Raw genomic sequence first — 23,259 nt, forward strand, 5'->3', positions numbered from 1 at the left:
GCCGAATCCGAGATCTATGTGGATAACTCGTACATGGGCCCGATGCGATCGCCTACGGTGGTCCGCGTGCACTGGGATCGACTGTTCGAGGACCTCGAGGGCCAGCTCGCCGCAGAGTGGGAGAGCGAGCGAGCCGTGCTCGACGCCGAGTCGGAGCGGCTGCGCATCTCCCGTCTGGACATGCGCAGCCGACTCCGGGTGCTGTGCGCGGCATCGGCCCTCGCGACCGTCGATCTCCCCGGCGGAGCACGCATGCGCGTGCGACTTCAGGCCCTCGGCGCGGACTGGGTCGCGGCGGCGATCCTCGACGCTGCGGAGTCACCGCCGCGTCGGTCCACCTGCATACTCCCGTTCCACGCGGTGCACGGGCTCAGCGTGGATCACGGACTGCTGCTCACGAGCCTGGACGGAGAGGAGGCGGCCGCACCGATCCTCCGCGAGCGGATGTCCCTGGGGTTCATCCTGCGGGACCTCGCGCGCCGCCGTGTGCCCGTGAACATCCTGAGCATCGACGGAAGAGACCTCCATGGGACGATAGACAGAGCCGGTGCGGATCACCTGGATCTCGCGCTGCACGACGCCGGCGCGGCCAGGACCGCGGCAGCCGTGCGGGGATTCCAGATGATCCCGTTCCACGCGGTGGCGTCGGTGCAGACCTTCGGGGGTCAGCTTCCGTGACCGAACGGCGCGCCCCACACCTCGGGGAAGCTGGCCTCGTTCGCCTGACGCCACAACGCCATGCGACGCGCCTCTTCCGACTGCTCCGCGAGGTAGTCGGCGAGGCTCGTCTCCTCGATGCGCCATCGAGCGGGCGACCCGAGCTTGGATCCGCTGAGCCGTCCTTGATAGACGAGCTCGATGACCTCGTCCACCTCGATGCTCAGGAGTTCGGCCACCTGCGCGGGCGCGAGGAAGCGCCTCACGGACGGGGTCGAGTCGGGCATGTCCCCATTCTGCCCCCACCGGCGGGTTTCACCTGCACCCCCGTGCCGCTGTGGATAAGTCCCGAGCCTCCGCGACGATTTCTGTGAGCATGTGGCGATGCACAGATTCGTTCGTCCACGCCGCGCCGTCTGGGGCGACGCGCGCTTCCTGATCGGCATCGCCCTCGTCCTCCTGTCGATCGGCGGCGTCTGGGCGGTCGTCTCGTCGGCGGGTGCGACGACGCCGATCCTCCAGGCGAACCGCACGATCGTCAGAGGCGAGGCGCTCACCTCCGACGACTTCCAGGTCGTGGAGGTGGGGCTCGGCGGCGTCACGTCCCGCTACGTGGCGCCTCAGGATCTGCAGCCGGGCCGGATCGCGTCGAAGACCGTGAGCGCGGGCGAACTCCTGGCCCATGCGGCCGTCGAAGACGTCGATGCCGGACGGACCACGACCGTGGTCGTCGAGAGCGGCACGGGGATTCCCGCGGATGTCGGGGCCGGCAGCGACGTGGAGCTCTGGGCCGCACCCCCGAGCGACGACGGATCGGTGCAGGAGCCGCCGCGGATCCTCGTGGCCGACGCGACCGTCACCTCGGTGACGAAGAGCGCGTCCGTCCTGGCTTCGGGGGGAAGCACGGTCGAAGTCGTGATAAAGAGGGCCGACGTCGCGGCGGTGCTGGGGGCGATCACCGGAGGATCGGTCCTCGCCGTCGTCCCGATCGGCGCGACCCCGTGACGTCCGTCGTGTTGGCCGTGCCGGAGTCCCGTGCGGCCGGCCTCGCGGATGAGCTCGAGGTCGAGGGCATCCGCGTCGTCGCCGTGGTGGCTCCGGGAAGACTGCTTCCCCTCCCTCCCGGCATCGACGCCGTCGTCGTCGCCGCGACGCGCGGCGCGCTGACCCCCGAAGTCGTCACGGCCTGCGATCGGGCGGGTGTGCGGCTGGTGCCCCTCGGCGACGGTGAGGCGAGGGTGCTCGCTCGCTACGGTCTCGCGGCCCCGCTGCCGGCCGACGCCACCGGGTGGGAGGTGGCGACCGCACTGGCCGCGGATCATCCGGAGACCACCGAGCCGGAGTCCTCGCCGCCGCACCGTGTCACCGTCGTCTGGGGTCCCGCCGGAGCTCCCGGGCGATCCACCGTGGCGATCCAGCTCGCTGTCGAGCTGACGCGGGTGGGCCGTCGCACGGCACTCATCGACGCGGACACGGTCGCCCCTTCCTTGGCTCTGCTGCTCGGACTCGGCGACGACGCTCCGGGAATCGCCGCCGCCTGCCGTCGCGCCGACCTGGGGTCGCTCGACGCCGACGAGCTCACCCGGCTCTCCGCGGTCCTGGAGACGAGTGCCGGCGAGGTGGAGGTGCTCGGCGGCATCAATCGTCCGAGCCGTTGGCCGGAACTCGGCGCCGACCGTCTGCGCGCGACACTCCGGGTATGCCGCACATGGAGCGAGGAGACCGTGGTCGATGTCGCGAGCGCTTTCGACGCCGATGACGAGGCGACCTTCGACCTCGCCGGCCCACGGCGGCACGCCGCCACAGTGGCCGCGCTGCAGGAGGCGGACACGATCGTCGCCGTCGCCTCCGCCGATCCCCTCGGCATCAGCCGGTTCATCCGCGAGCATGCGGAGCTGCGCCGTCTCACCGATCCTGTCCCGGTCAGCGTCGTGGTGAACCGTGTGCGCCCCGGCCCCTTGGGCATCGACGCCCGCGGTCAGGTGCGCCGGACCCTCGAGAGGTTGGCGGGCATCACCGCGGTCGAGTTCCTGCCGTTCGATCAGCGCGCCGCAGACGCAGCCCTGCTCCATGCCCGCCCGATGGCCGACCTCACGCCACGGTCCGCCCTGGTCTCCGGCATCCGTCGACTGGTCGCATCACGTCTGCCTCTGCCGGTGACGACGTCCCCGCCGGCCGCACCGGCGACGCCTACTGGCGGTAGCTCGAGAGGAAGTTCCCGAGGCGCTCGACGGCCTCGGCCAGCACGCGAGGCTCGGGAAGGGTGACCAGACGAAGGTGGTCCGGTGTCGGCCAGTTGAAGCCGGTTCCCTGCACCAGCAGAATGTGCTCCGAGACGAGCAGGTCGTAGACGAGCTTCGCGTCGTCCCTGATCTCGTGCACGTTCGGATCCAGGCGCGGGAACGCATAGAGGGCGCCGGCCGGCTTCACGCACGAGACTCCGGGGATCGATTCGAGTCCTTCCCAGGCGATGTCGCGCTGCTCGTGCAGCCGCCCGGTCGGCGCGATCAGCGCGTCGATCGACTGGACACCGCCGAGTGCCGCCTGCACCGCGTACTGCGCGGGGACGTTCGGGCACAGACGAGTGGAGGCGAGCAGGTTGATCCCCTCGAGGAAGCCCTTCGCATGCGACTGCGGCCCCGTGATGACGAGCCATCCCGAGCGGAATCCGGCGACGCGGTAGGTCTTGGACAAGCCGTTGAAGGTGAGGCAGAGCAGATCGGGCGCCAGGGTGGCCGTCGGGATGTGCACGGCGTCGTCGAAGAGGATGCGGTCGTAGATCTCGTCCGAGAGCAGCAGCAGCTGGTTCTCGCGGGCGATCTGCACCATCCCCTCGAGGATCTCGCGCGAGTAGACGACTCCGGTGGGGTTGTTCGGATTGATGATCACGAGGGCCTTGGTGCGCGGCGTGATCTTCGACCGGATGTCTTCGAGATCGGGCTGCCACCCGGAGTCCTCGTCGCAGAGGTAGTGCACCGGCGTGCCGTCCGCCAGGCTCGTCATGGCCGTCCACAACGGGTAGTCCGGCGCGGGGATCAGCACCTCGTCGCCCTCGTCGAGCAGCGCCTGCATCGTCATGGTGATGAGTTCCGAGACGCCGTTGCCGAGGAAGACGTCCTCCGGACCGAAACGCGGGAAGCCCTCGATCTCCTCGTACCGGCTCACGACGGCGCGACGCGCCGAGACGATGCCCTTGCTGTCGCTGTAGCCGTGCGCGGTCGGAAGCGCGGCGAGCATGTCGTGCACGATCTGGTGAGGGGCTTCGAAGCCGAAGATCGCAGGATTGCCGGTGTTGAGCTTGAGGATCCGATGTCCTTCGGCCTCGAGACGCGCCGCCTCGACGAGCGTGTTCCCACGGATCTCGTACAGGACGTTCTTGAGCTTCGACGACTGGTCGAAGTGGCGCGTTGGTGTCATTGCGCAAGCCTACAATGACGCGCAGAGGGGCCGATCCACCCGGATCGGCCCCTCTGTGCTCGTGCAGTCGTGCGCTCGCGCTGCTACTTCTTCTTCTTGCCCTGGGCGCGGCGCTGCTCGCGGTTGCCAGCGGCGGGTGCTGCCGCATCGGTGCGCTGTCCGAACGCCCCGCGTTCGGCCGGTGCCGCGTCGGGCTGATCCGCGGGGGCCTGACGAGCCGCGGCCGCCTGGCGCATCTTGTCGGTGGCGGCCTGCTGCACCTGCCCCCGGTCGTCGCGCACCTCGACCTCGCCCGCATCGTTCGCCGCCGAGTACTCGAGACGCTGCTCGCCGCCGCCCTCGGACAGTCCCTTGGCCTCGACCTCGGCGGTCTGCGAGTCTGCGGCACGCCGCACCTCGACCTCGAGGTTGTAGAGGTAGCCGACGGACTCCTCCTTGATCTGGCCCATCATCGACTGGAACATCGCGTAGCCCTCGCGCTGATACTCGATCAGCGGGTCGCGCTGCGCCATCGCCCGCAGGCCGATGCCGTCTTTGAGGTAGTCCATCTCGTACAGGTGATCGCGCCAGCGGCGGTCGAGCACCTGCAGCACCACGCGACGTTCGAGCTCACGGGTCGCCGCCTCGCCGAGGGACTCCTCACGCGTCTCGTAGGCGATCTTCGCATCCGAGAGCAGCTCGCGAGTGAGACCGTCCGCCGTGATGCCGCCCTTGCGGTCCGCGGCCTCGGAGACGACCTCGTCGATCGTGACACTGACCGGATAGAGGGTCTTGAGCTCGGTCCAGAGCGCGTCGAAGTCCCAGCTCTCGTTGTGCCCCTCGCCCGTGTGGTCGCGCACGACGCCGCTGATCGCGTCTTCGATGAAGTGCTGCACCCGGTCGGCGATGTCGTCGCCCTGCAGGATGTGGCGGCGATCGGCGTAGATGGCCTCGCGCTGGCGGTTGAGGACGTCGTCGTACTTGAGGACGTTCTTGCGCATCTCGGCGTTGCGAGACTCGACCTGCGACTGCGCGCTGCGGATCGCGCGGGAGACGAGACCCGACTCGATCGGCACGTCGTCGGGGAAGTTCGTGCGAGCCAGGATCGCCTCGGCGGCACCCGACTGGAACAGGCGCATCAGATCGTCGGTGAGGCTGAGGTAGAAACGGCTCTCGCCGGGATCGCCCTGACGACCGGAACGGCCACGGAGCTGGTTGTCGATCCGTCGGGACTCGTGGCGCTCGGTGCCGAGCACGTACAGTCCCCCGGCCTCGATGACCTTCTCGGCCTCCTCGGCGACGACGGCCTTCTTCTCCTCGTAGGCCTCGTCCCAGGCGACCTCGTACTCCTCCGGCGTCTCGACCGGGTCGAGCCCGCGGCCCTTCAGATCCTGCACGGCGAGGAACTCGGCGTTTCCACCGAGCATGATGTCGGTTCCACGACCGGCCATGTTGGTCGCGACCGTCACGGCACCGAGCCGACCGGCGCGGGCGACGATCTCCGCCTCCCGCGCGTGGTTCTTGGCGTTCAGGACCTCGTGCTTGACGCCCTTCTTCGCGAGGAGACGAGAGAGGTACTCGCTCTTCTCGACGCTCACCGTTCCCACCAGCACCGGCTGGCCGTTGGCGTGACGCTCGGCGATGTCCTCCACGACCTGGGCGAACTTCGCCGCCTCGTTCTTGTAGACGAGGTCGGACTGGTCCTTGCGCACCATCGGCCGGTTGGTCGGGATCGGGATGACGCCGAGCTTGTAGGTGGACATGAACTCGGCCGCCTCGGTCTCGGCGGTACCGGTCATACCGGCGAGCTTGTCGTAGAGACGGAAGTAGTTCTGCAGGGTGACCGTCGCGAGGGTCTGGTTCTCGGCCTTGACCGGAACCGCCTCCTTCGCCTCGATCGCCTGGTGGATGCCCTCGTTGTAGCGACGACCGACCAGGATGCGGCCCGTGTGCTCATCGACGATCATGACCTCGTCGTTCATGACGACGTAGTCGGTGTCCTTCTTGAACAGCGCGAGCGCCTTGATCGAGTTGTTCAGGAACGAGATCAGCGGGGTGTTCGCGGACTCGTACAGGTTGTCGATGCCGAGGTAGTCCTCGACCTTCTCGATACCGGGCTCGAGCACGCCGACGGTGCGCTTCTTCTCGTCGACCTCGTAGTCCACGCCCGCCTCGAGGGTGCGCGCGATCTTGGCGAACTCGGCGAACCAGCGGTTGGCCTCACCCGACGAGGGACCCGAGATGATCAGCGGGGTGCGCGCCTCGTCGATGAGGATCGAGTCGACCTCGTCGACGATGGCGAAGTAGTGCTCACGCTGCACGAGGTCGTCCTTGCGCCACGCCATGTTGTCGCGCAGGTAGTCGAACCCGAACTCGTTGTTCGTGCCGTACGTGATGTCGCACGCGTACTGCTCACGGCGGACCGCCGGGGTCTGACCCGAGACGATGATGCCGGTCGTCATGCCCAGCGCGCGGTACACGCGACCCATGAGCTCGGCCTGGTAGCTCGCGAGGAAGTCATTGACCGTGATCACGTGGACGCCCTCACCCGCGATCGCGTTGAGGTAGGCGGGGAACGTGGCGACGAGCGTCTTGCCCTCACCGGTCTTCATCTCGGCGATATTGCCGAGGTGGAGCGCCGCGCCGCCCATGATCTGCACGTCGTAGGCGCGCATGCCCAGGGTGCGCTTCGCCGCCTCACGCACGGCGGCGAAGGCCTCCGGCATCAGCTGGTCGAGCGTCTCGCCCTTGGCGAACCGCTCCCGCAGCTCGACGGTCTCGTTGCGCAGTTCGTCATCCGTGAGCTTGGAGATGTCCTCTTCCAGCGCGTTCACGGCCTTGACCACCTGGTTCAGGCGGCGGATGACCCGCCCTTCGCCCGCGCGCAGCAGCTTCTCAAGAGGATTGGCCACAGATGTCATCTCCCTGTCGGATGGTTCCGGCGGCGCCGCGTGTCGAGCGCCGACCGGACATACCTTGCCATGTTACCGGTCCGTGACCTGCGCGTCGTCTGCATGGCGCGGGGTCGTCGGATTTCCCGGTATGTATATTTGTGCACGACACCCGGGAGGTCCACATGTCGGTGAGACAGAGTCTGCTCGCGATCCTCGCGCAGGGCCCCTGCTACGGCTACCAGCTGCGCCACGAGTTCGATCGCCGCACCGGCTCCGTCTGGCCGCTCAACGTGGGACAGATCTACAACACGCTCGAGCGCCTGGAGCGCGACGGCCTCGTCGCCAGAGGCGCCGCTGATGCCCAGGGCCACGTCTACTGGGAGATCACCGATGCCGGGGCGGATGACGTCGACCGCTGGCTGGCCTCGCCGATCGAGCGCGGGCGGACCACGCGCGACGAACTCGCGATCAAGCTGGCCGTGGCGGCGACGCTTCCCGGCGCCGACGCCGCCGAGGTCATCGCGATCCAACGGGCCGCGGCCGAGCAGCACCACGCGACGCTCGTGAACGTGCGCGACTCCCGCGAGGACCACACCCCCGAAGGACTGGCGTGGTCGCTCGTGGTCGACTCGATGATCTTCACCGCCGACGCCGAGCTGCGCTGGCTCGATCATGTCGAGGCGCGCCTCGCCCGGCATCCGCGTCACGCGCTCACGATCGAGCTGACGGCCGACCGCCCTCGACGCGGCCGGCCGGCCAGGGTCGAGGCGGTCGCGCTCGTCTGAACCGCGTTCGCCTCAAGCGGATGCACAGCCAGGGTCGGCGCTCGGGAAACTAGGATCGGTCCTATGGCTGGAATATGGGGCAGGCGCAAGCGCGAACAGGAAGAGCTGGCCGCACAGGATGCCGATCTGGCACGCCGTGCCGAGCAGTCGCTGGTCGCGGCCGACGAGCGGATCCGCAGCACCTCGGACGAGCTCTCCTTCGCCGAGGCCGAGCTCGGCGGCCAGCTCACCGGAGACCTGAAGAAGGCGCTGAGCGCCGTGCGCACGCACCTGCGCGAGGCCTTCCAACTCCACCAGCTGAATCACGATGAGATCCCGGACACCCCGGAGGAGCTCCGCACCCGCAACGCGAGGATCGTGCAGCTGTGCGACTGGGCGCAGGACCTCCTCGACGAGAAGACGTCCGCCCTCGCCGAATCGATCGCGAAGGTCCGTCGCGCTCCCGAGGTCATCGCGAAGGTGCGCGCGGATGCCGCCGAGCTGAGCACCCGGATCCCGCAGACGAACGAGACCGTCGCACGCCTGTCGTCGCGATACGCCGAGTCGGCCATGCACCAGATCACCGCCAGTGCGGCGGAGGCCGAGCAGCTCATCGCGTTCGCGACCCACGGGGCCTCGGTCTCGGAACGTCGCCGGGCCGCGAAGCAGAACGAAGAGGCCAACCTCGCTCTCGAGACGGCGACCGAAGCCACGCGCCGTGCTTCGGCACTGCTCGACGCCGTGGAGGACTTCGAGATCGAGGCACTGCGCGCCGAGTCGACGCTCGCCGAGGTCGTGGCCGATTCGCGGAGCGACCTCATCGCGGCGCGGACCGCTCCGCAGGTGCCGGCTGTCGCCGCCGCGGTGACCGCGCTGCAGAACGCCCTGAGCGCCCTCTCCCCCGCAGGCACCCCCGGCGACCCCTTCGCCGAGCTCTCCCAGCTCCGCGCCGCGAACACCGCCCTCGACGACGCGATCGCCACGGCGCGGCACCGCGAGGCGCATCCGCTGCCCAGCCTGCAGCAGGTGCAGCACGCCATCGACGACGCGGACAGGCAGCTGGGCGTCGCCCGCGGACTCATCGCCGGACACCGCGGCTGGATCGGGGCGGACGCCCGCACCCGGCTCGCGGAGGCCGAGCGCCTGCGGGTCGACCTCTCCGACCTCCTCCCGGCCGAGGAGACGCGCGATCAGGCGCTCGCCGGCGCCCGCCGGGTGGCTCACCTCGCCTCCGAGGCTCTGCAGCTCGCCCAGCGCGACATCGACTCGTCCCGCCCCCAGGACCAGGGCTGGGGCGGCGGAGGCGACGGCTGGGGCGGTGGCGGCTGGAGCGGCGGCGGTCGCCGCGGTGGCGGCGGAGACATCGCGTCCGGAATCCTCGGCGGCCTCGTGATCGGCAGCATCCTCGACGGCATCTTCGACTGAGCATCCCGCGAACGGACGAACGAACGGCCCGGCCCCTCGAAGGGGCCGGGCCGTTCTCATGTCCTTCTCAGGAGGCGAGCGCCTCGGCGGGCGGAGCCTGCGTCTCGAGTGCGATGACACCGTAGTCCCAGCCCTTGCGGCGGTAGACCACGCTCGGGTGGTCGGTGCGCACGTCGACGAACAGGAAGAAGTCGTGGCCGACCAGCTCCATGCGATCGACCGCCTCCTCGACGGTCATCCACTCCGCATCGAAGCTCTTGGTGCGGATGACGACGGGCGAGTAGACCTCGTCCTCCTCGTTCTGGATCGGCACGGTGCCCGTCGCGACGGCGCGAAGGACCTCGACGGATGCGGGCTGGACGTCGATGCCCTCCAGGGCGCCGCTCTCCTTCTCGAAATGCGCGCCGCGCGGGTGCTGACGTCCGTCGACCCGCTTCTCCTTGGCTCGACGGAGCTGCTCCGCCATCTTGTCCACCGCCAGGTCGAGGGCGACGAATTTGTCGCCGTCGGTGGCCTCGGCCCGCACGACCGGTCCCTTGCTCACGAGCGTGAGTTCGACGGTCTCATCGGGCACACGGCCGTTGCGATACACCCGGTGGGTGACCTTCACGTCCAATCGCTGCGCACGTGACGCGAACGTCTGGATCTTGGCGATCTTCTCTTCGACAACGGTTCTGAAGCGGTCGGTGATTCCCACCCCGACGCCAACGATGCTCGTTTCCATTGCTGCCTCCTTGTCCCGGTCCTCCCGGCCAAGGGCGGACCGTGGTCGCCTTGTGTCCCCCCACGCTAGTCGGCACGACGACGGATGTCACGGGTCATTTCCTGCGTGTCTCCGATGCGTACGCATTCCGTTCACTGTGACGTGGCGTGGCGGCCAGTACGACCGCGGACAGGACGTCCGCCCCGGCGACCCGCAGCGCCCGCGCCGCCTCATCGAGGGTGGCGCCCGTGGTCATGACGTCGTCGACGAGCACCACGGCGAGCCCGCCACTGCCCTTCGCGCACATGCTCCCGTGCACGTTGCGCGAGCGACTCTCGACGTCGAGCCCTCGTTGATCCGCCGTCGGACGGCGGGTGGAGAGAAGGCGACGGGGTGTGTACCCCGCGCGACGGATCAGGAGGTCCGGGACCCGGTAGCCTCGGCGACGGAAGGCCGCTCGTGAGCTCGGAACCGGCACCACCGCGACCTCACCTGCGGGTCGGGCCTCGAGCACGCCCCGCAGCACCTCGCCCAGCGCAGCCCCCAACGGGTGCGCGAGCCGGGTCTCGCCCTCGTCCTTGAGCCGCCGCACGCAGCGCGCGGGCACCGACTCGAACGGCATCGCGGCACGGACGAGGAGTCCGGCTGTCGTGCCGGTGACGACCGACCGCGCCCGGATGCGCTGCCGGCAGGACGCACAGAGCAGCGTCTCCGGCGCATCGCACCCGGCGCACGTGGCCGCGAGCAGCAGCGCGAGGACGTCGGCACCGATGGCACGGACGGCGGGGGCGGCGGCGGATGACAGCATCCGCCGATCCTGCCGTGGATCCGCGCGTGATGCGCTCGCGGTCGACTTCGCGCACGGGCGCTGTCAGAAGTCCGCGCGGATCACTGCCGGTGCAGGAGCGGTGCGCTCGCGGTCAGTGCCCGGCCCGCGTGGCGAGGAGCGCGACGCCGCTGATCGACTCGCTCCACGCCGAACCGGTGCGGGCGAAGACGGCCCCGCCGGCACCGAGAACCCGCAGCCCCGACGCGCTGCGAGCCCCCGCGAGCGACACGGCATCCGTGGGCGCGACCTCCGACGTGCCGGTACCACCGACGATCTGCGTGATCACCGTGCGGTCCTCGAGGTCGGCGAGCACCCCCAGGCGATCGGGACCGAGCCACACGAGAGCGGTCGCCGAACCTCCCAGCTGCGCGAGAGGTTCGATCGGTCCCAGCTCGGTGGGCATACCCGTCTCGTCGCGGATCACCGACGACACGACGATCCACCGTTCACCGCCGACCACGACGACGGCGGCGATCCGCGCGCCGTCGACGGAGACACGGATGGCGGAGACGGAGGAGGCGTCGGGCCACGCGCCGGAGATCGCGTTCGGGGCCACCTCGCTGCCGATCGCCTGCAGCGCGGCCGGGGCGTTCGAGGGCACCGACCAGGTGTAGCCGTACGGGTCCATCGACGGACGCACGAGGTTCGCGCGCTCATCCAGTTCGTCGAACTGTCCCTCGCCCGCGAGATACACGTGGCCGTCCGCGAGTTTCACCGCCGCACGCGTGCCGTCGAGCGCCACGTCGATCGCCGAGATCGGCTGCGTCACGGCGAGGATCTCCTCCGTGACGCCGGCGATGGGAGTGATCTCGCTGCCCACGAGGGTTCCGAACTCGCCGTCCCGCAGCACGATGCTCCCGGTGTCGGCGGGGTCCTCCACGAGCTTGACGACCCCGGCTTCGAGGGTGCGCCCGTCGACGGTGAAGCGCACCTGGCTGATCTGCACGCCGGCCGCGGCGAACGTGCTCTGCAGCTGCGTGCGCATCCGGGCGAGGGTCTTCGGATCCAGACTCAGCGCTTCGCGATTCAGTGCAACGTCCGCGACCTGGTCCGAATCGATCGGCACGGCGTCCCGTGCGAGCTGCACGCCCTGCGGGAACGCGCTCTGCACCGCCGGGTCGAGCCAGGGGCTGGGGGCGCCGCCGATCAGAGACTGCGCGATCGTCGTGGCGACCGTGGCACGACGGGGGAACCAGCGCACGTCGGGCACCAGGCGCTCCCAGGTCTGGTCGTAGTACTGCAGAGCGAAGTCGTCGTAGACGCGCGAGAACCGGGACTCGTCGATCACGACGCCGTCGGGCGCCTCGGAGATCCGCCACTGCCCGTCGTCGAACACCACCACGAAGGCGGAGTTCGACGCTCCGAACGACTCCGAGTAGGCGCCGGTCGCATCGACGCTGGCCAGCTGATCGAAGGTGACGCGCACGTCGGCGGTGTCGCCGGCGGCGGGCTCGTCGTCCTCCTCGATGCTCGAGGTGAACAGGCGCGTCGACGCGCTCACGTCGATCGAGACGCCGGTGTTCGGGCGCCAGGTCGACGCGAGATCGGGGGTGAGGAACTTGCGCGCGGTGTCCCAGTTGTCCGCCGGTGTGATCGCCGCCTCCATGAAGCCCTCGACGATCGCGGCCGGAGCGGCGCCGTCGGCAGGGCCCGAGGCGAGAGGGAGGAAGTCGGGGTCCTCCGGGGACGCCCCGAGGGCGAGCCCGGGCTGGGCGTCGCCGGACGTGGGCAGCCCCGTGCACGCGGTCAGCATCAGCGCGGTCGTCGCGATGGCGAGGCCGCGCAGGATACGGCGGGTCCGACGCATCATTCGATGCTCCCTCGGTCGAAGAGCTCGGCCGGGATGTCGGCGAGATGGATCGGCTGGGTCGCGTCGCCGATCTCGGACAGCGAATCCTGCGGCTCCGTCGAGATCGGCGACGGCCCTTCTGACGCGTCGCCGCGGCGCGGCAGCGTGAGCACGAAGTTCGTGCCGGCCCCGAGCTCGGACCACACCGCGAGACTGCCACCGTGCAGGGTCGCGTCGCCGAGCGCGATGGAGAGCCCGAGACCCGTGCCGCCGATCGTACGCTGACGCGAGGGATCCGCCCGCCAGAAGCGGTCGAACACCCGCTCGGCATCCGCCGGGTCCATGCCGAGCCCGAAGTCGCGCACCCCTGCGGCGACGGCGTGCTGGTTGCTGTCGACGGTCACCACGACCGGGCGCCCCTCGCCGTGCTCGATCGCGTTGCCGATCAGATTGCGCAGCACCCGGCGCACGCGACGCGGATCCATGTCCACCGGAGAGTAGCCGCCAGGCGCGACCAGACGCAGCTCGGTGCCGCGTCCGTCCGCGAGCGGCTGCATCTGCTCGATGATGTCCTCCGCGAGATGCGCGAGGCTCGTGGCCTCGAGCTCCAACTGCACGGACCCGGCGTCGTAGCGGCTGATCTCCAGCAGGTCGGACAGCAGCGTCTCGAAACGCTGCACCTGGGTGTGCAGCAGCTCGGTCGTCCTGGCGGTGGTCGGATCGAACGCCCCGCGCTGGTCGTTCAGCATGTCGGCCGCGAGCCGGATCGTCGTGAGCGGCGTCCGCAGCTCGTGCGAGACGTCGGACACGAATCGCTGCTGCACGAGCGAGAGCTCGCCGAGCTCCTTGATCTGGGACTCGATGCTGTCGGCCATCGCGTTGAACGACCGACCGAGGGTCGCGATCTCGTCTTCTCCGTGCACGTCGATGCGCACCGCCAGGTCGCCCGATGCGAGTCGGGCGCTGGTCTCGGCGGCCTCGACGATCGGGGTCGACACGGCGCGCAGCACGATGAACGAGATCGCTGCGACGATGGCGACGAGTCCGATCCCGGCGATCCACAGCGTCCGCTGCACGAAGGTGAGGGTGTTGTCGGCATCGGCGAGGTCGTACGCGAAGTAGAGCTGGAAGGATCCCGCCTCGGGCACCTGCAGCTGCTGGCCGACGATGATTCCCGGGACGACCCGGCCGGCGACATCGAGCCCCACCGACTGCCAGGATTGGCGGTCGTCGAACTGCACGACCCTGTTGCTCAGACCCGTGCTGATGATGTTGGCGCTCAACCCCGCCGAGAACCCGTTCAGTACGACGGCATCGGGGTCGTCGTTCATCCGGATGCCGGCGAAGCCCTCTGCCGTCGAGTAGCGCCGGAGATCTGCCTGCACGCTGTCCCAGAGTTCCTGCAGCGCGGCGGGCTCATCGCCGAGGGCTGCGGAGTCCAGGGTCACCTGCGCCAGGTTCACGGCGCGGGCCGCGTCTTCGAGCGCCTCCGTCTTGCGGGACTCGAAGAGATCGTTCTGGATGACCAGGGCCATGGTGACGCAGGTGATCAGGATCGCCGTGGACGTGAGGAGCAGAGTGACCGTCAGCGTGCGGAATCGCAGCGAACTCCGCCACAGCGCGCTGAAGACGGACGGCCAGCCTCGCCAGTCGCGGATGACAGCGACCGCCGTGGTGGTCGCTGTGGGCGCGGCCATCGTCGTCCTATCCCGCACTCCCGGCGCGGTAACCCACGCCGCGCACCGTCATGACGATCTTGGGATTGTCGGGATCGAGCTCGACCTTGGCCCTCAGACGCTGGACGTGCACGTTGACCAGGCGCGTGTCCGCCTTGTAGTGGTAGCCCCACACCTGCTCGAGGAGCATCTCGCGGGAGAAGACCTGCTGCGGCTTGGACGCGAGGGCGACGAGCAGCTGGAACTCCAGCGGGGTCAGAGCGATCGGCGCCGTGCCGCGCCGCACCTCGTGCGCATCGACGTCGACGGTGAGATCGCCCACGCGCAGCTGTTCGCCGACCGTCTGCGGAGTGGGACGGAGCCTGGTGCGGATGCGGGCGACGAGCTCCTTCGGATTGAAGGGCTTCACGATGTAGTCATCGGCCCCGACCTCCAGGCCGCGCACCACGTCGGCGGTGTCGCTGCGGGCGGTGAGCATGATGACGGGGACTCCGGATTCGGCCCGGATCCGCGTGCAGATCTCGATGCCGTCCATGCCGGGGAGCATCAGGTCGAGCAGCACGAGGTCGGGACGCTGCGTGCGCCACTCCTCGACGGCCCGCGCTCCGTCGGCGCAGAACACCGGCTCGAAGCCCTCCGTGCGCAGCACGATGCCGATCATCTCGGCGAGCGCGGTGTCATCGTCGACCACAAGAATGCGTGAGGTCATAACTGTTACCTTATGGCACTCAGTCCCACCGACCTCCGTCTGCGCGTCCGACGGCGGGTGTGACACGATGGGAGCGCACGACGGAGGGAGTGCCGGTGACCGGCCAGACGTGGACCCCTGCCCCGAAGAGGGGCATCATCCCCCTGCATCCGCTGACCTTCGGGATGCTGCTGAGCAGGTCGTTCGCGGCGCTGCGCCACAACCCGAAGGTGCTCTTCGGCTTCGGGGTCGTGATCCAGCTCGCGGTCGTGGCGCTCAGCGCCACCGTGATGGGGTTCGTGTTCGTCACGACCTTCACTCGCCTGGAGTCCCTCTCCCCCTCCTCCGCGGATTTCGAGGCCGTGCTCGCGGGGACCATCGCGATGAATCTCGTGGCCGGGCTCGCCGTGGGCATCGCCTCCATCGCCTTCACCGCTCTCATGCAGGGAGTGGTGGCCGCCGAGATCGGCTTCGCCGCGATCGGGGTGAAGGCCGGGCTCGGCACGCTCTGGCGACGGATGATCCCGTCGTTCTGGCGGCTGGCCGGTTTCGCATCCCTCTCGGTCGTCTTCGTCTTCGGCGTGATCGTGATCGTGTTCCTCATCATCGCCGGATTCGTCGCCGGGGGTCTGGGGAACTCGGTCGAGGCGATCGGCGGCATCGTCATCCTGGTGGTCGTGCTGATCCTCGCGACCATCCCGCTGGTGGTGTGGCTCACGACCAAGCTGCTGCTCGTGCCCTCGGTCCTGGTGCTCGAGCGGGCGACGTTCCGCGAGGCGTTCGTGCGATCCTGGCGCCTCACCCGCGGCCGGTTCTGGACCGCCTGGGGCGTCACCTTCCTGATCGGCGCGATCATGGGCGTCGCGATGCAGCTAGTGAACCTGCCGGCGACGCTGCTGGGCTCGATGTTCAGCACCGTGATCGCTCCGACCGGATCCTCCGACACCGGAGCGATCATGGGGTTCGTCTTCGCCCTGCTCGCCCCGCAGATCCTTCTGCTGGTCCTGCAGGCGATCACGCTCGTCGTGCAGAGCACCGCAGGCACGCTCGTCTACCTCGACAGCCGGATGCGATACGAGGGCCTCGACCAGGCCCTGATCGGCCACGTCGAGCGCCGCGATCTCGGGTGGACCGAGGAGCAGCTGGGCGATCCGTTCGTGATCGACCCGTCGAAGGCCGTGACGAGCGCGCCCCCGCCGAAGCAGGTGCCGGAGTGGGCGATGATGAGCGCCGGTTACGGGGCGCAGGGGTACCCGGGTGAGCCTTACCCTGCGCAGCAGCAGTACCCGGCACAGCAGCAATACCCGGCACAGCAGCAGTACCCGGCGCAGCCCTATCCGGCACAGCCCTATCCGGCACAGCAGCAGTACCCCGCGCAGCCGTACCCCGCGCAGCAGCCGCAGCAATACCCGGCACAGCAGCAGTACCCCGCACAGCAGCCGCGGCAGTACCCGGCACAGCCGCCGTACTCCACGCCGTCCACTCCCCCTCCCGCTCCCGCCGCGCCGCCGGCCCCGCCCGCGGCGAGCGCGGAGCCGACCTGGGCGGCCCCCGGCACCGGAGGTGAGGGTCCGGCATGATCCGCCTCCTCGACGATGTGCGCGTGCCGGACGGCGACGAGGCGCGGCGGTGGGCCGAGCAGGAGCTCGCGGATCCCCGCTACGCGGACGCGAAGCCGACCTGGTTCGATCTCATCGCCCGGGACATCGGCCGGTTCCTGGCCGATCTCTTCAGCGCCGACAACGGCGCGAGCGTCGGACCCTCGGCTCTGATCATCGTCAGCATCATCGTCTTCGGCGCGCTCGTCGCCGCTCTGATCATCTGGGGCCGCCCACGGCGCTCGCAGTCTGTCCGCGCGCTCCGGGGCGGTCTGCTCGGCGCCGAGGACGATCGGTCGGCGGCCCAGCTCCGCACCGACGCCGACCGCGCCGCCCGCGCCCAGGACTGGGACGAGGCGACCATCCTCCGATTCCGCGCGCTGGCGAGAGGTCTGCTGGAGCGCGACCTCATCGACCCGTCTCCCGGTGCCACGGCCCAGGCCATCGCCCGGGAGGTCGCCTCCGTCTTCCCGCTCGAGACCGATCCGGTGCGTCGCGCCGCGGTCTCGTTCGACGATGTGCGGTATCTGCGGCATCCGGCGACCGCCGAGCGCTACGCCGAGCTCGCCGCGACCGATGAGCGGCTCAGCTCCCTGCGCCCCGACCTGGTGCCCGCATGAGCGTGATCGACCACAGCGTGGTCACCGAGCGGGATGCGAGCGGCCCGGAGGTCGCCGATTCGTCGACGGCCGAGCAGCCGCACCGCCGTCGACGCCTGAAATCGCTGGTCGGATGGCTGATCGTCGCCGCCCTCGTCCTCGGCGGCGTCTTCGTCGCGATCCAGGTCGGAGTCCGGATGCCGGACCAGCGCGGCGCCCTCGACCCCGAGAGCGTAGGAGACTCGGGTGCCATGGCCCTCGCGCAGATCCTCGAGCAGCAGGGTGTGGAGGTGTCGGTCTTCCGCTCGAGGACCGAGGCACGTGCCGCGCTCGACGCCGACACCACTCTGGTGATGGCCAATCCGTACACGCTGAGCGACGAGGGGATCGCCGACCTCGTCGAGCCCGCAGGCCGCGTGGTCTTCCTCTCCAGCAGCACGCACCTGCTGAACCTGTTCGAACTCGGAGAGAACGCCACCCCCGACTCCGCGCCCGTGGCGGCGGGGTGCGATGCCGCCGAGTTCGCGGATGTCGGCACGATCCGCCCCGATCGGCTGTTCACCCCCGCCGACGGTGTCGAAGGGTGCTTCGGAACCGTCGCGTCCGCTGTGCTCATCGACGACGATGCCGATGCGACGCGGATCCTCGTCGAGGGCGCCCGACTGTTCAGCAACGCCTATCTCGCCGACGACGGCAACGCCGCCCTCGGGGTCGCTCTTCTGGGACAGACCGATCGCGTCGTCTGGTACGTGCCGAGCTTCGGCGACACGGACATCGAGGGCGAGACGCCCGACACGCTCGGCTCGCTCACGCCGGGATGGGTGACGCCCGCCATCCTCCTGCTGATGATCGCCGGCCTCGCCGCCGCAGTGTGGCGCGGCCAGCGCTTCGGTCCGCTCGTGTCGGAGACGCTGCCGGTCACGGTGCGCGCCTCCGAGACGATGCACGGGCGCGCGCGGCTGACCGCGAAGGCGGGCGATGCCGCGCACGCCTCCGAGGCGATCCGCGACGGCAGCAGGCGCAGGCTCGCACGACGACTCGGGCTGGCCGTGACCGCGACGCCCGAGGAGATCGCCGACGCGGCATCCGACCGACTCCGCATCCCGCGCGGCTCGCTGCACGAGCTGCTCGCGGGTCCGCTGCCCGCCGATGATCCCACCCTGATCGACCTGGCTCGGCGCCTGGCCGAGCTGGAGCAGGCCGTCGACGCCTCCACCCTCATCGAGCGGAGGGACGAGTGAGCGCTCGAACCCCCGTGACCGCCATCCCTTCACCGCTACGGAAGCCGAGGACACCACGTGACCGCTGAGAACTCCACCGACGTCGAACTGCGTCAGGCCATGCACCGCGTGCGCATCGAGGTCGACAAGGCCGTGGTCGGCCAGGCGGGCACCGTCACCGGACTGCTGGTCTCGCTGCTCGCTCGCGGTCACGTCCTGCTCGAGGGCGTGCCCGGTGTCGCCAAGACCCTCGTGGTCCGATCGTTCGCCCGGGCCCTCGGCCTCGACACCAAGCGCGTGCAGTTCACCCCCGACCTCATGCCGGGCGACGTCACCGGCTCGCTCGTGTACGACGCCCGCACCGGCGAGTTCGACTTCCGCGCGGGGCCCGTGTTCACCAACATCCTGCTCGCCGACGAGATCAACCGCACACCCCCGAAGACGCAGGCAGCGCTGCTGGAGGCGATGGAGGAGCGGCAGGTCTCGGCGGACGGCATGAGCCGTCCGCTGCCCGATCCCTTCCTCGTCGCCGCGACCCAGAACCCGATCGAGCACGAGGGCACCTACTCCCTGCCCGAGGCGCAGCTGGACCGCTTCCTGATGAAGCTCGTCGTCGGGATGCCGGAGCGCGACGCCGAGGTCTCCGTGCTGCGCAAGCACGCCTCCGGGTTCTCGCCCCGCGAGCTGACGGGTGTCGAGGCCACGGTGTCGGCGGACGAGATCCGTGCCGCACAGGCCGCCGCGGGCAGGGTCGAGGTGACCGACGATGTGCTCGGATACGTCGTCGACCTCGCCAGAGCCACGCGGCAGTCGCCGTCGGTCGAGCTGGGCGCGAGCCCGCGCGCGTCGACCGGCCTGCTCGCAGCCGCGAAGGCCTGGGCCTGGCTCAACGCCTCGTCGGCGGTCACCCCCGACCACGTGCAGACGATGCTGGTGCCGGTCTGGCGTCATCGACTGCAGCTGCGGCCGGATGCGCAGATGGAGGGCGTGTCGGCGGATGCCGTGCTGACCTCGGTCGTGCAGCAGACGAGGGTGCCGATCTAGGTGTTCGTCACCGGTCGTCTCGCGCTCGCCGTCGCCGTCGGCATCGTTCCCGTCGTGCTCGCCGGGCTCGCGGGCTATCCCGCATACGCCGCTCTCGGCATCTGGGTGGGGCTGTGCATCCTGCTGCTGGTCGTGGACGTGCTCACAGCGCCCAGCCCGCGCACGGTCGTCGTGACCAGACGCGTACCGACGCGTACGCGACTCGGCGAGCCGGTGCCGGTGAGCGTCGCTCTGCAGAACCTCGGCTCCCGCACCCTGCATGCACTGATCCGCGACGCGTGGCAGCCCACGGCCGGCGCAGACGAGGGCCGACAGCGGCTCATCGTGCCGCCGGGGGAACGACGTCGCGTCGCGATCCCGCTCCTCCCCCGCCGTCGTGGCGAGCTGTCCAGCGAGTTCGTGATGATCCGCTCGCAGGGACCGCTCGGGCTCGCCGGCCGACAGGCCCGCCACCGAGTGCGCGGCACGATCCGGGTGCTGCCGGCCTTCACCTCGCGCAAGCACCTGCCGTCGCGTCTGGCCCGTCTGCGCGAGCTCGACGGCAACACGAGCATCCAGGTGCGCGGCCAGGGCACGGAGTTCGATTCGCTGCGTGAGTACGTGCGCGGCGACGACGTGCGCTCGATCGACTGGCGAGCGACCGCACGGGCCGGGACCACGATGCTGCGCACCTGGCGTCCTGAGCGCGACCGACACGTGGTGATCATCATCGACACCGGACGCACGGCCGCGGCCCGCGTGGGCGACGGGACGAGGGTCGACGCGGCGCTGGAGGCGTCGCTGCTGCTCGCGGCCCTCGCGGCACGTGCCGGTGACCACGTGCACCTGCTGATGTACGACCGTGTGGTCCGCGCGCGCGTCACCGGCGTCGACGGCTCGGCGCTGCTTCCTGCACTCACCGACGCCATGGCCCCCGTGCACGCGCGTCTGGTCGACACCGACTGGCCCGGCGCGTTCGCGGCCGTGCGCACTCTCACCACCCGCCCCGCGCTGATCGTCGTGCTCACCGCACAGGACGCCGCGGAGTCGGCACGCGGGTTCCTCGGGGCCTTCCCCGATGCCACGAGGGCCACCTCCATCCTCGTCGGATCCGTGACGGACGACGGCATCGCCGACCTCGCGCAGAGACGCGGCTCCCGTGAGGAGATCTACCTCGCGGCCGCGGCCGAGCGCACGATGCGCGATGCCGAGAACGTGGCGGATGCCGTGCGTCGCGCCGGTGGCGAGGCGATCGCCGCCGACCCCGAGACCCTGCCTCCGAGGATCGCCGACCGCTACCTGGAGCTCAAGGCCGCCGGGCGTCTGTGAGCACGGTCCCGTCTGTGATCACGGTGTCTTCTGTGAGCACGGACTGACGCGGGGTCCGCGCGCTCAGCCCGCGAGCAGTCGGGGCGTCCCCGCCTCGTACTCGATGAGGTCGCCCGTCTCGCCGCGGCGGTGCGCACGACCTCCGATGACGACCATGTAGATCAGGAAGGCACCGAGCGCCGCGGCCCCGATGCCGATCTTGAGCGGCCAGGGCAGGGCCCACCCGGTGATGAAACCCTCGATCAGTCCGGATGCGAACAACGAGAACACCAACCCGATCGCGACCGTCGCCAGTGCGCGTCCCTCTGCAGCCAGCGACTCGCCCCGGGAACGGTGCCCCGGCGCCACCCAGGACCAGAACAGATGCAGTCCTGCAGCCGCTGCGACGAAGATCGACGTCATCTCGAGGAGCCCGTGCGGGAGGATGTAGAGGATCATCACGTCGACCTTGTCGTGGGCGACCATGACGGCTCCCGAGACCCCGAGGCCCATCGCGTTCTGCACGAGCACCTGGATCGGCCACAGCCCGGTGATCCCGAACAGCACGCACTGCAGGGCGATCCAGGCGTTGTTCGTCCAGACCATCCCCATGAACACGGCGGCCGGGTTATCGGTGTAGTAGCCGGTGAAGCTCTCGTCGGCGTACTGCTGGAGCATGTCGGGCGGCCCGAGGGTCGCGATGAGGGCGGGGTCGGAGGATATCCAGGCGGCCGTGCCGACGACGACGGCGATGAAGGACACCGCGATGATCAGAGTGGTCCAGCGCAGCCGGTACAGCGCCGCCGGCAGCTGCGACGAGAAGAAGCGGGCGGTCTGGGTGAGGATGCTGTCGGAGGCGCCGGTGAGGCGCAGACGCGCCCGCACCAGGATCGTCGACAGGTACGCGCCCTGCGGCGACTCTCCCACCGAGGTCTTGAGCTCGGCGAGATCAGCGGATGCCGCGCGGTAGCGCACGATCAGCTCATCGACGCCGGCTCCGTCGAGGCGCGCGCGGCTCAGTTGCTCCAGCCGCTCCCACTCGGCGCGGCGTGCATCTGTCAGCGCATCGGCATCCACCTGATTTACTGTACTCATGTCTGCCCCGCTCGATGCCTCCGACGAGGTGCTCTCCGGCGAAGCCGTCGCGATCGACGTGCAGCCGGTGGGCTTCGTCCTGAGGGCGGCCGGAGCGATCATCGACCTGCTCCTCGGACTCGGAGTCTTTCTCCTGACCGTGTTCCTGCGGATCTGGCTGCTCAATCTGGGGCTGCTGGACGAGGCGACGGATCGCATCGCGACGGTCGTGTCGATCGTGATCAGCTTCGTCGTCCTGCCGATCACCATGGAGGTCGCCCTCAAGGGCCGCAGCCTCGGCAAGCTCGCGGTGGGCGGGCGGATCGTGCGCATCGACGGCGGGGCGACCGGGTTCCGCCACGCGTTCATCCGTGCGCTCCTCGGCGTGCTGGAGATCTATCTGACCCTGGGAAGCGTCGCCGTCCTGGCGGGGGCGTTCAGCGCTCGATCGCAGCGGCTGGGCGACATGGTCGCGGGCACGTACAGCCAGCGGGTGCGCACGCCCACGCTCGTCGCGAGCGTTCCCGTACTTCCGCCGATGCTGGCAGGGTGGGCGCAGATCGCCGACGTGGCGAGGCTCCCCGACCGGCTCGCCCGGCGCATCTCGCAGTTCCTGCAGAGCGCACCCCGTATGGTCCCCGCGGCCCGCACACGCGTCGCGCAGGACCTGCTCACCGAGGCCGCACCGTTCGTCTCCCCCCTGCCCCCGGAGGCGCCGGAGATCGTGCTGGTCGGGATCACGGTCCTCCGTAGGGAGCGCGAGGGCCGCGCCCTGCAGAACGCCGACCGTCGAGCCGAGAAGCTCACAGGACGGCGCGTGGGCGTCTGAGGAGGCCTCTCCCGACCGCAGCGCGGAGTCGTGTCCGGCGCGCCCGGATCGGCCCCGGACGCGTCCAGGAGGATCAGGCCCGCAGAGCCTCGTGCCGCACGACGATCCAGCCGGAGGGCACCGAGAGGCGATCGGCATGGGGAGCGCAGAGATCGTGCGAGTGCGGATGCCCCGCGAGCCCCAGAGGGCCGAGCGCGGCCATCTGGTCGCCGTAGTCGTAGGTGATCGTCGCCACGGCTTCTCGCGCGCAGCCGACCTTCGAGCAGAGTCGTCCGTTCATCTCCGCCAGGCTACGTCGCCGAACGGAGCTCGTCCGGATGCCGCGCCGCCGCCGCTGGCAGACTCGGCTTAGACTTTCGCTATGCCCCGTCGCCCCCGCACCTCCGACTCGCCGCGCCGTGGGGCTCGGCACGGACGGCACGGCCGCATGGGCCGCAGCGAGGCCGTGCGCCCTCCCCTCGCCCCGCTCGACGGCCGCATCGATCGCTTCGACCTCACGGTTGGCACCGCGGTGGAGTTCCTGCGAGGAACCTGGCCCGAGCTTCAGGAAGTGAGATTCGAGATCGGCGGGATGCCGGACTTCGACGCGACCGACGAGGTGCCCCGCTGGCACCTGGATCATCAGCAGCAGCGGATCGTGCTGTTCCGACTGCCGATCGAACGCCTGCTGCCTCCCGGCCACGACGACGTCGCGCACCGCAAGATGGCGATCGAGAGCGCTGTGTTCCGCGCCGCGGCGGAGTACGTGGGCCGCGAACCCTGGGACTTCGGCGGCCACGACCACTGA

22 protein-coding genes are annotated in these 23,259 nt (G+C 69.9%); 12 read left to right on the forward strand and 10 right to left on the reverse strand.

From position 1 onward, the window contains the following. Positions 1–66: 66 nt before the first annotated feature. The gene (locus FQ142_RS11060) at positions 67–678 is read left to right on the forward strand and encodes a hypothetical protein (RefSeq protein ID WP_149423295.1); all 612 of its coding nucleotides are present in this window, start codon (positions 67–69) and stop codon (positions 676–678) included. Here FQ142_RS11060 and FQ142_RS11065 read toward each other — a convergent pair. After that, the gene (locus FQ142_RS11065; RefSeq protein WP_056416475.1) at positions 666–944 is read right to left on the reverse strand and encodes a helix-turn-helix domain-containing protein; all 279 of its coding nucleotides are present in this window, start codon (positions 942–944) and stop codon (positions 666–668) included. The two genes, FQ142_RS11060 and FQ142_RS11065, sit on opposite strands and share 13 nt — an antisense overlap. Positions 945–1,041: 97 nt before the next feature. On the opposite strand from FQ142_RS11065, the gene FQ142_RS11070 reads away from it, so the two are divergent. Next, positions 1,042–1,662 (forward strand): SAF domain-containing protein, encoded by a 621-nt coding sequence (locus tag FQ142_RS11070; protein ID WP_149423296.1) that lies wholly within the window; start codon positions 1,042–1,044, stop codon positions 1,660–1,662. Next, the gene (locus FQ142_RS11075; protein ID WP_056416471.1) at positions 1,659–2,924 is read left to right on the forward strand and encodes a CpaE family protein; all 1,266 of its coding nucleotides are present in this window, start codon (positions 1,659–1,661) and stop codon (positions 2,922–2,924) included. Before FQ142_RS11070 ends, FQ142_RS11075 begins: the two co-directional genes overlap by 4 nt. Here FQ142_RS11075 and FQ142_RS11080 read toward each other — a convergent pair. Both FQ142_RS11080 and secA read right to left on the reverse strand, forming a co-directional pair. After that, positions 2,848–4,074 (reverse strand): pyridoxal phosphate-dependent aminotransferase, encoded by a 1,227-nt coding sequence (locus FQ142_RS11080; protein WP_056416469.1) that lies wholly within the window; start codon positions 4,072–4,074, stop codon positions 2,848–2,850. The genes FQ142_RS11075 and FQ142_RS11080 overlap by 77 nt on opposite strands. An 83-nt stretch (positions 4,075–4,157) precedes the next feature. Continuing rightward, entirely contained in the window at positions 4,158–6,965 is a 2,808-nt protein-coding gene (secA, locus tag FQ142_RS11085; protein ID WP_149423297.1) for a preprotein translocase subunit SecA, read from the reverse strand. A 164-nt stretch (positions 6,966–7,129) separates the two neighbouring features. Here secA and FQ142_RS11090 point away from each other — a divergent pair, with 164 nt between their 5' ends. Together FQ142_RS11090 and FQ142_RS11095 are read left to right on the forward strand one after the other, a co-directional pair. Then, positions 7,130–7,732 (forward strand): PadR family transcriptional regulator, encoded by a 603-nt coding sequence (locus FQ142_RS11090; protein ID WP_056416461.1) that lies wholly within the window; start codon positions 7,130–7,132, stop codon positions 7,730–7,732. 63 nt (positions 7,733–7,795) lie between these two features. Continuing rightward, entirely contained in the window at positions 7,796–9,136 is a 1,341-nt protein-coding gene (locus FQ142_RS11095; RefSeq protein ID WP_056416458.1) for a hypothetical protein, read from the forward strand. A 67-nt stretch (positions 9,137–9,203) separates the two neighbouring features. Here FQ142_RS11095 and hpf read toward each other — a convergent pair whose 3' ends face one another. The 5 genes from hpf to mtrA all read right to left on the reverse strand — a co-directional run bounded on the left by hpf (position 9,204) and on the right by mtrA (position 14,842). Continuing rightward, positions 9,204–9,860, reverse strand: a complete 657-nt coding sequence (hpf, locus tag FQ142_RS11100) for a ribosome hibernation-promoting factor, HPF/YfiA family (protein ID WP_056416455.1) — start codon at positions 9,858–9,860, stop codon at positions 9,204–9,206. A 94-nt stretch (positions 9,861–9,954) separates the two neighbouring features. Beyond that, a complete protein-coding gene (locus tag FQ142_RS11105) occupies positions 9,955–10,647 on the reverse strand; it encodes a ComF family protein (RefSeq protein ID WP_149423298.1) in 693 nt (230 codons plus the stop codon). Positions 10,648–10,759: 112 nt separating this feature from the next. Beyond that, a complete protein-coding gene (locus tag FQ142_RS11110) occupies positions 10,760–12,478 on the reverse strand; it encodes an LpqB family beta-propeller domain-containing protein (protein ID WP_149423299.1) in 1,719 nt (572 codons plus the stop codon). Beyond that, positions 12,475–14,154: an MtrAB system histidine kinase MtrB gene (gene mtrB / locus FQ142_RS11115; RefSeq protein WP_149423300.1), complete on the reverse strand. Its 1,680-nt coding sequence runs from the start codon at positions 14,152–14,154 to the stop codon at positions 12,475–12,477. The genes FQ142_RS11110 and mtrB overlap by 4 nt, the downstream gene beginning before the upstream one ends. Before the next feature lie 7 nt (positions 14,155–14,161). After that, positions 14,162–14,842 (reverse strand): MtrAB system response regulator MtrA, encoded by a 681-nt coding sequence (mtrA, locus tag FQ142_RS11120; RefSeq protein ID WP_056416443.1) that lies wholly within the window; start codon positions 14,840–14,842, stop codon positions 14,162–14,164. A 95-nt stretch (positions 14,843–14,937) separates the two neighbouring features. Here mtrA and FQ142_RS11125 point away from each other — a divergent pair, with 95 nt between their 5' ends. The 5 genes from FQ142_RS11125 (at position 14,938) to FQ142_RS11145 (ending at position 20,590) form a co-directional block, all read left to right on the forward strand. Then, positions 14,938–16,401, forward strand: a complete 1,464-nt coding sequence (locus tag FQ142_RS11125) for a hypothetical protein (RefSeq protein ID WP_188042370.1) — start codon at positions 14,938–14,940, stop codon at positions 16,399–16,401. Continuing rightward, positions 16,398–17,039, forward strand: a complete 642-nt coding sequence (locus tag FQ142_RS11130; RefSeq protein ID WP_149423301.1) for a DUF4129 domain-containing protein — start codon at positions 16,398–16,400, stop codon at positions 17,037–17,039. The genes FQ142_RS11125 and FQ142_RS11130 overlap by 4 nt, the downstream gene beginning before the upstream one ends. Further along, complete coding sequence (locus FQ142_RS11135) at positions 17,036–18,259, forward strand: DUF4350 domain-containing protein (protein WP_149423302.1); 1,224 nt, start codon at positions 17,036–17,038, stop codon at positions 18,257–18,259. The genes FQ142_RS11130 and FQ142_RS11135 overlap by 4 nt, the downstream gene beginning before the upstream one ends. Positions 18,260–18,358: 99 nt before the next feature. Next, positions 18,359–19,282: an AAA family ATPase gene (locus FQ142_RS11140; protein ID WP_149423526.1), complete on the forward strand. Its 924-nt coding sequence runs from the start codon at positions 18,359–18,361 to the stop codon at positions 19,280–19,282. Then, on the forward strand, positions 19,283–20,590 hold the full coding sequence (locus tag FQ142_RS11145) for a DUF58 domain-containing protein (RefSeq protein WP_056416429.1): 1,308 nt from the start codon (positions 19,283–19,285) through the stop codon (positions 20,588–20,590). It begins immediately after the preceding gene. A gap of 63 nt (positions 20,591–20,653) precedes the next feature. On the opposite strand, the gene FQ142_RS11150 is transcribed toward FQ142_RS11145, so the two are convergent. Then, entirely contained in the window at positions 20,654–21,646 is a 993-nt protein-coding gene (locus FQ142_RS11150) for a stage II sporulation protein M (protein ID WP_056416427.1), read from the reverse strand. Positions 21,647–21,662: 16 nt separating this feature from the next. Here FQ142_RS11150 and FQ142_RS11155 point away from each other — a divergent pair, with 16 nt between their 5' ends. Next, positions 21,663–22,472: an RDD family protein gene (locus FQ142_RS11155; protein WP_149423303.1), complete on the forward strand. Its 810-nt coding sequence runs from the start codon at positions 21,663–21,665 to the stop codon at positions 22,470–22,472. A gap of 73 nt (positions 22,473–22,545) precedes the next feature. Here FQ142_RS11155 and FQ142_RS11160 read toward each other — a convergent pair whose 3' ends face one another. Beyond that, a complete protein-coding gene (locus FQ142_RS11160) occupies positions 22,546–22,752 on the reverse strand; it encodes a DUF3499 family protein (RefSeq protein ID WP_045255456.1) in 207 nt (68 codons plus the stop codon). 165 nt (positions 22,753–22,917) lie between these two features. Here FQ142_RS11160 and FQ142_RS11165 point away from each other — a divergent pair, with 165 nt between their 5' ends. Continuing rightward, positions 22,918–23,259 carry a metallopeptidase family protein gene (locus tag FQ142_RS11165; RefSeq protein ID WP_056419409.1) on the forward strand — a complete coding sequence of 114 codons (342 nt, stop codon included), beginning with the start codon at positions 22,918–22,920 and terminating at the stop codon, positions 23,257–23,259.

Origin of the sequence: Microbacterium sp. ANT_H45B, assembly GCF_008369345.1 — a bacterium.
Taxonomy (GTDB): domain Bacteria; phylum Actinomycetota; class Actinomycetes; order Actinomycetales; family Microbacteriaceae; genus Microbacterium.

Coding starts and splice junctions, on each gene's coding strand:
- FQ142_RS11065 (WP_056416475.1), bottom strand. CDS start 944: ATGCCCGACTCGACCCCGTCCGTGAGGCGCTTCCTCGCGCCCGCGCAG.
- FQ142_RS11070 (WP_149423296.1), top strand. CDS start 1,042: ATGCACAGATTCGTTCGTCCACGCCGCGCCGTCTGGGGCGACGCGCGC.
- FQ142_RS11080 (WP_056416469.1), bottom strand. CDS start 4,074: ATGACACCAACGCGCCACTTCGACCAGTCGTCGAAGCTCAAGAACGTC.
- FQ142_RS11090 (WP_056416461.1), top strand. CDS start 7,130: ATGTCGGTGAGACAGAGTCTGCTCGCGATCCTCGCGCAGGGCCCCTGC.
- FQ142_RS11095 (WP_056416458.1), top strand. CDS start 7,796: ATGGCTGGAATATGGGGCAGGCGCAAGCGCGAACAGGAAGAGCTGGCC.
- hpf (WP_056416455.1), bottom strand. CDS start 9,860: ATGGAAACGAGCATCGTTGGCGTCGGGGTGGGAATCACCGACCGCTTC.
- FQ142_RS11105 (WP_149423298.1), bottom strand. CDS start 10,647: ATGCTGTCATCCGCCGCCGCCCCCGCCGTCCGTGCCATCGGTGCCGAC.
- FQ142_RS11110 (WP_149423299.1), bottom strand. CDS start 12,478: ATGATGCGTCGGACCCGCCGTATCCTGCGCGGCCTCGCCATCGCGACG.
- mtrB (WP_149423300.1), bottom strand. CDS start 14,154: ATGGCCGCGCCCACAGCGACCACCACGGCGGTCGCTGTCATCCGCGAC.
- mtrA (WP_056416443.1), bottom strand. CDS start 14,842: ATGACCTCACGCATTCTTGTGGTCGACGATGACACCGCGCTCGCCGAG.
- FQ142_RS11130 (WP_149423301.1), top strand. CDS start 16,398: ATGATCCGCCTCCTCGACGATGTGCGCGTGCCGGACGGCGACGAGGCG.
- FQ142_RS11135 (WP_149423302.1), top strand. CDS start 17,036: ATGAGCGTGATCGACCACAGCGTGGTCACCGAGCGGGATGCGAGCGGC.
- FQ142_RS11140 (WP_149423526.1), top strand. CDS start 18,359: ATGCACCGCGTGCGCATCGAGGTCGACAAGGCCGTGGTCGGCCAGGCG.
- FQ142_RS11155 (WP_149423303.1), top strand. CDS start 21,663: ATGTCTGCCCCGCTCGATGCCTCCGACGAGGTGCTCTCCGGCGAAGCC.
- FQ142_RS11160 (WP_045255456.1), bottom strand. CDS start 22,752: ATGAACGGACGACTCTGCTCGAAGGTCGGCTGCGCGCGAGAAGCCGTG.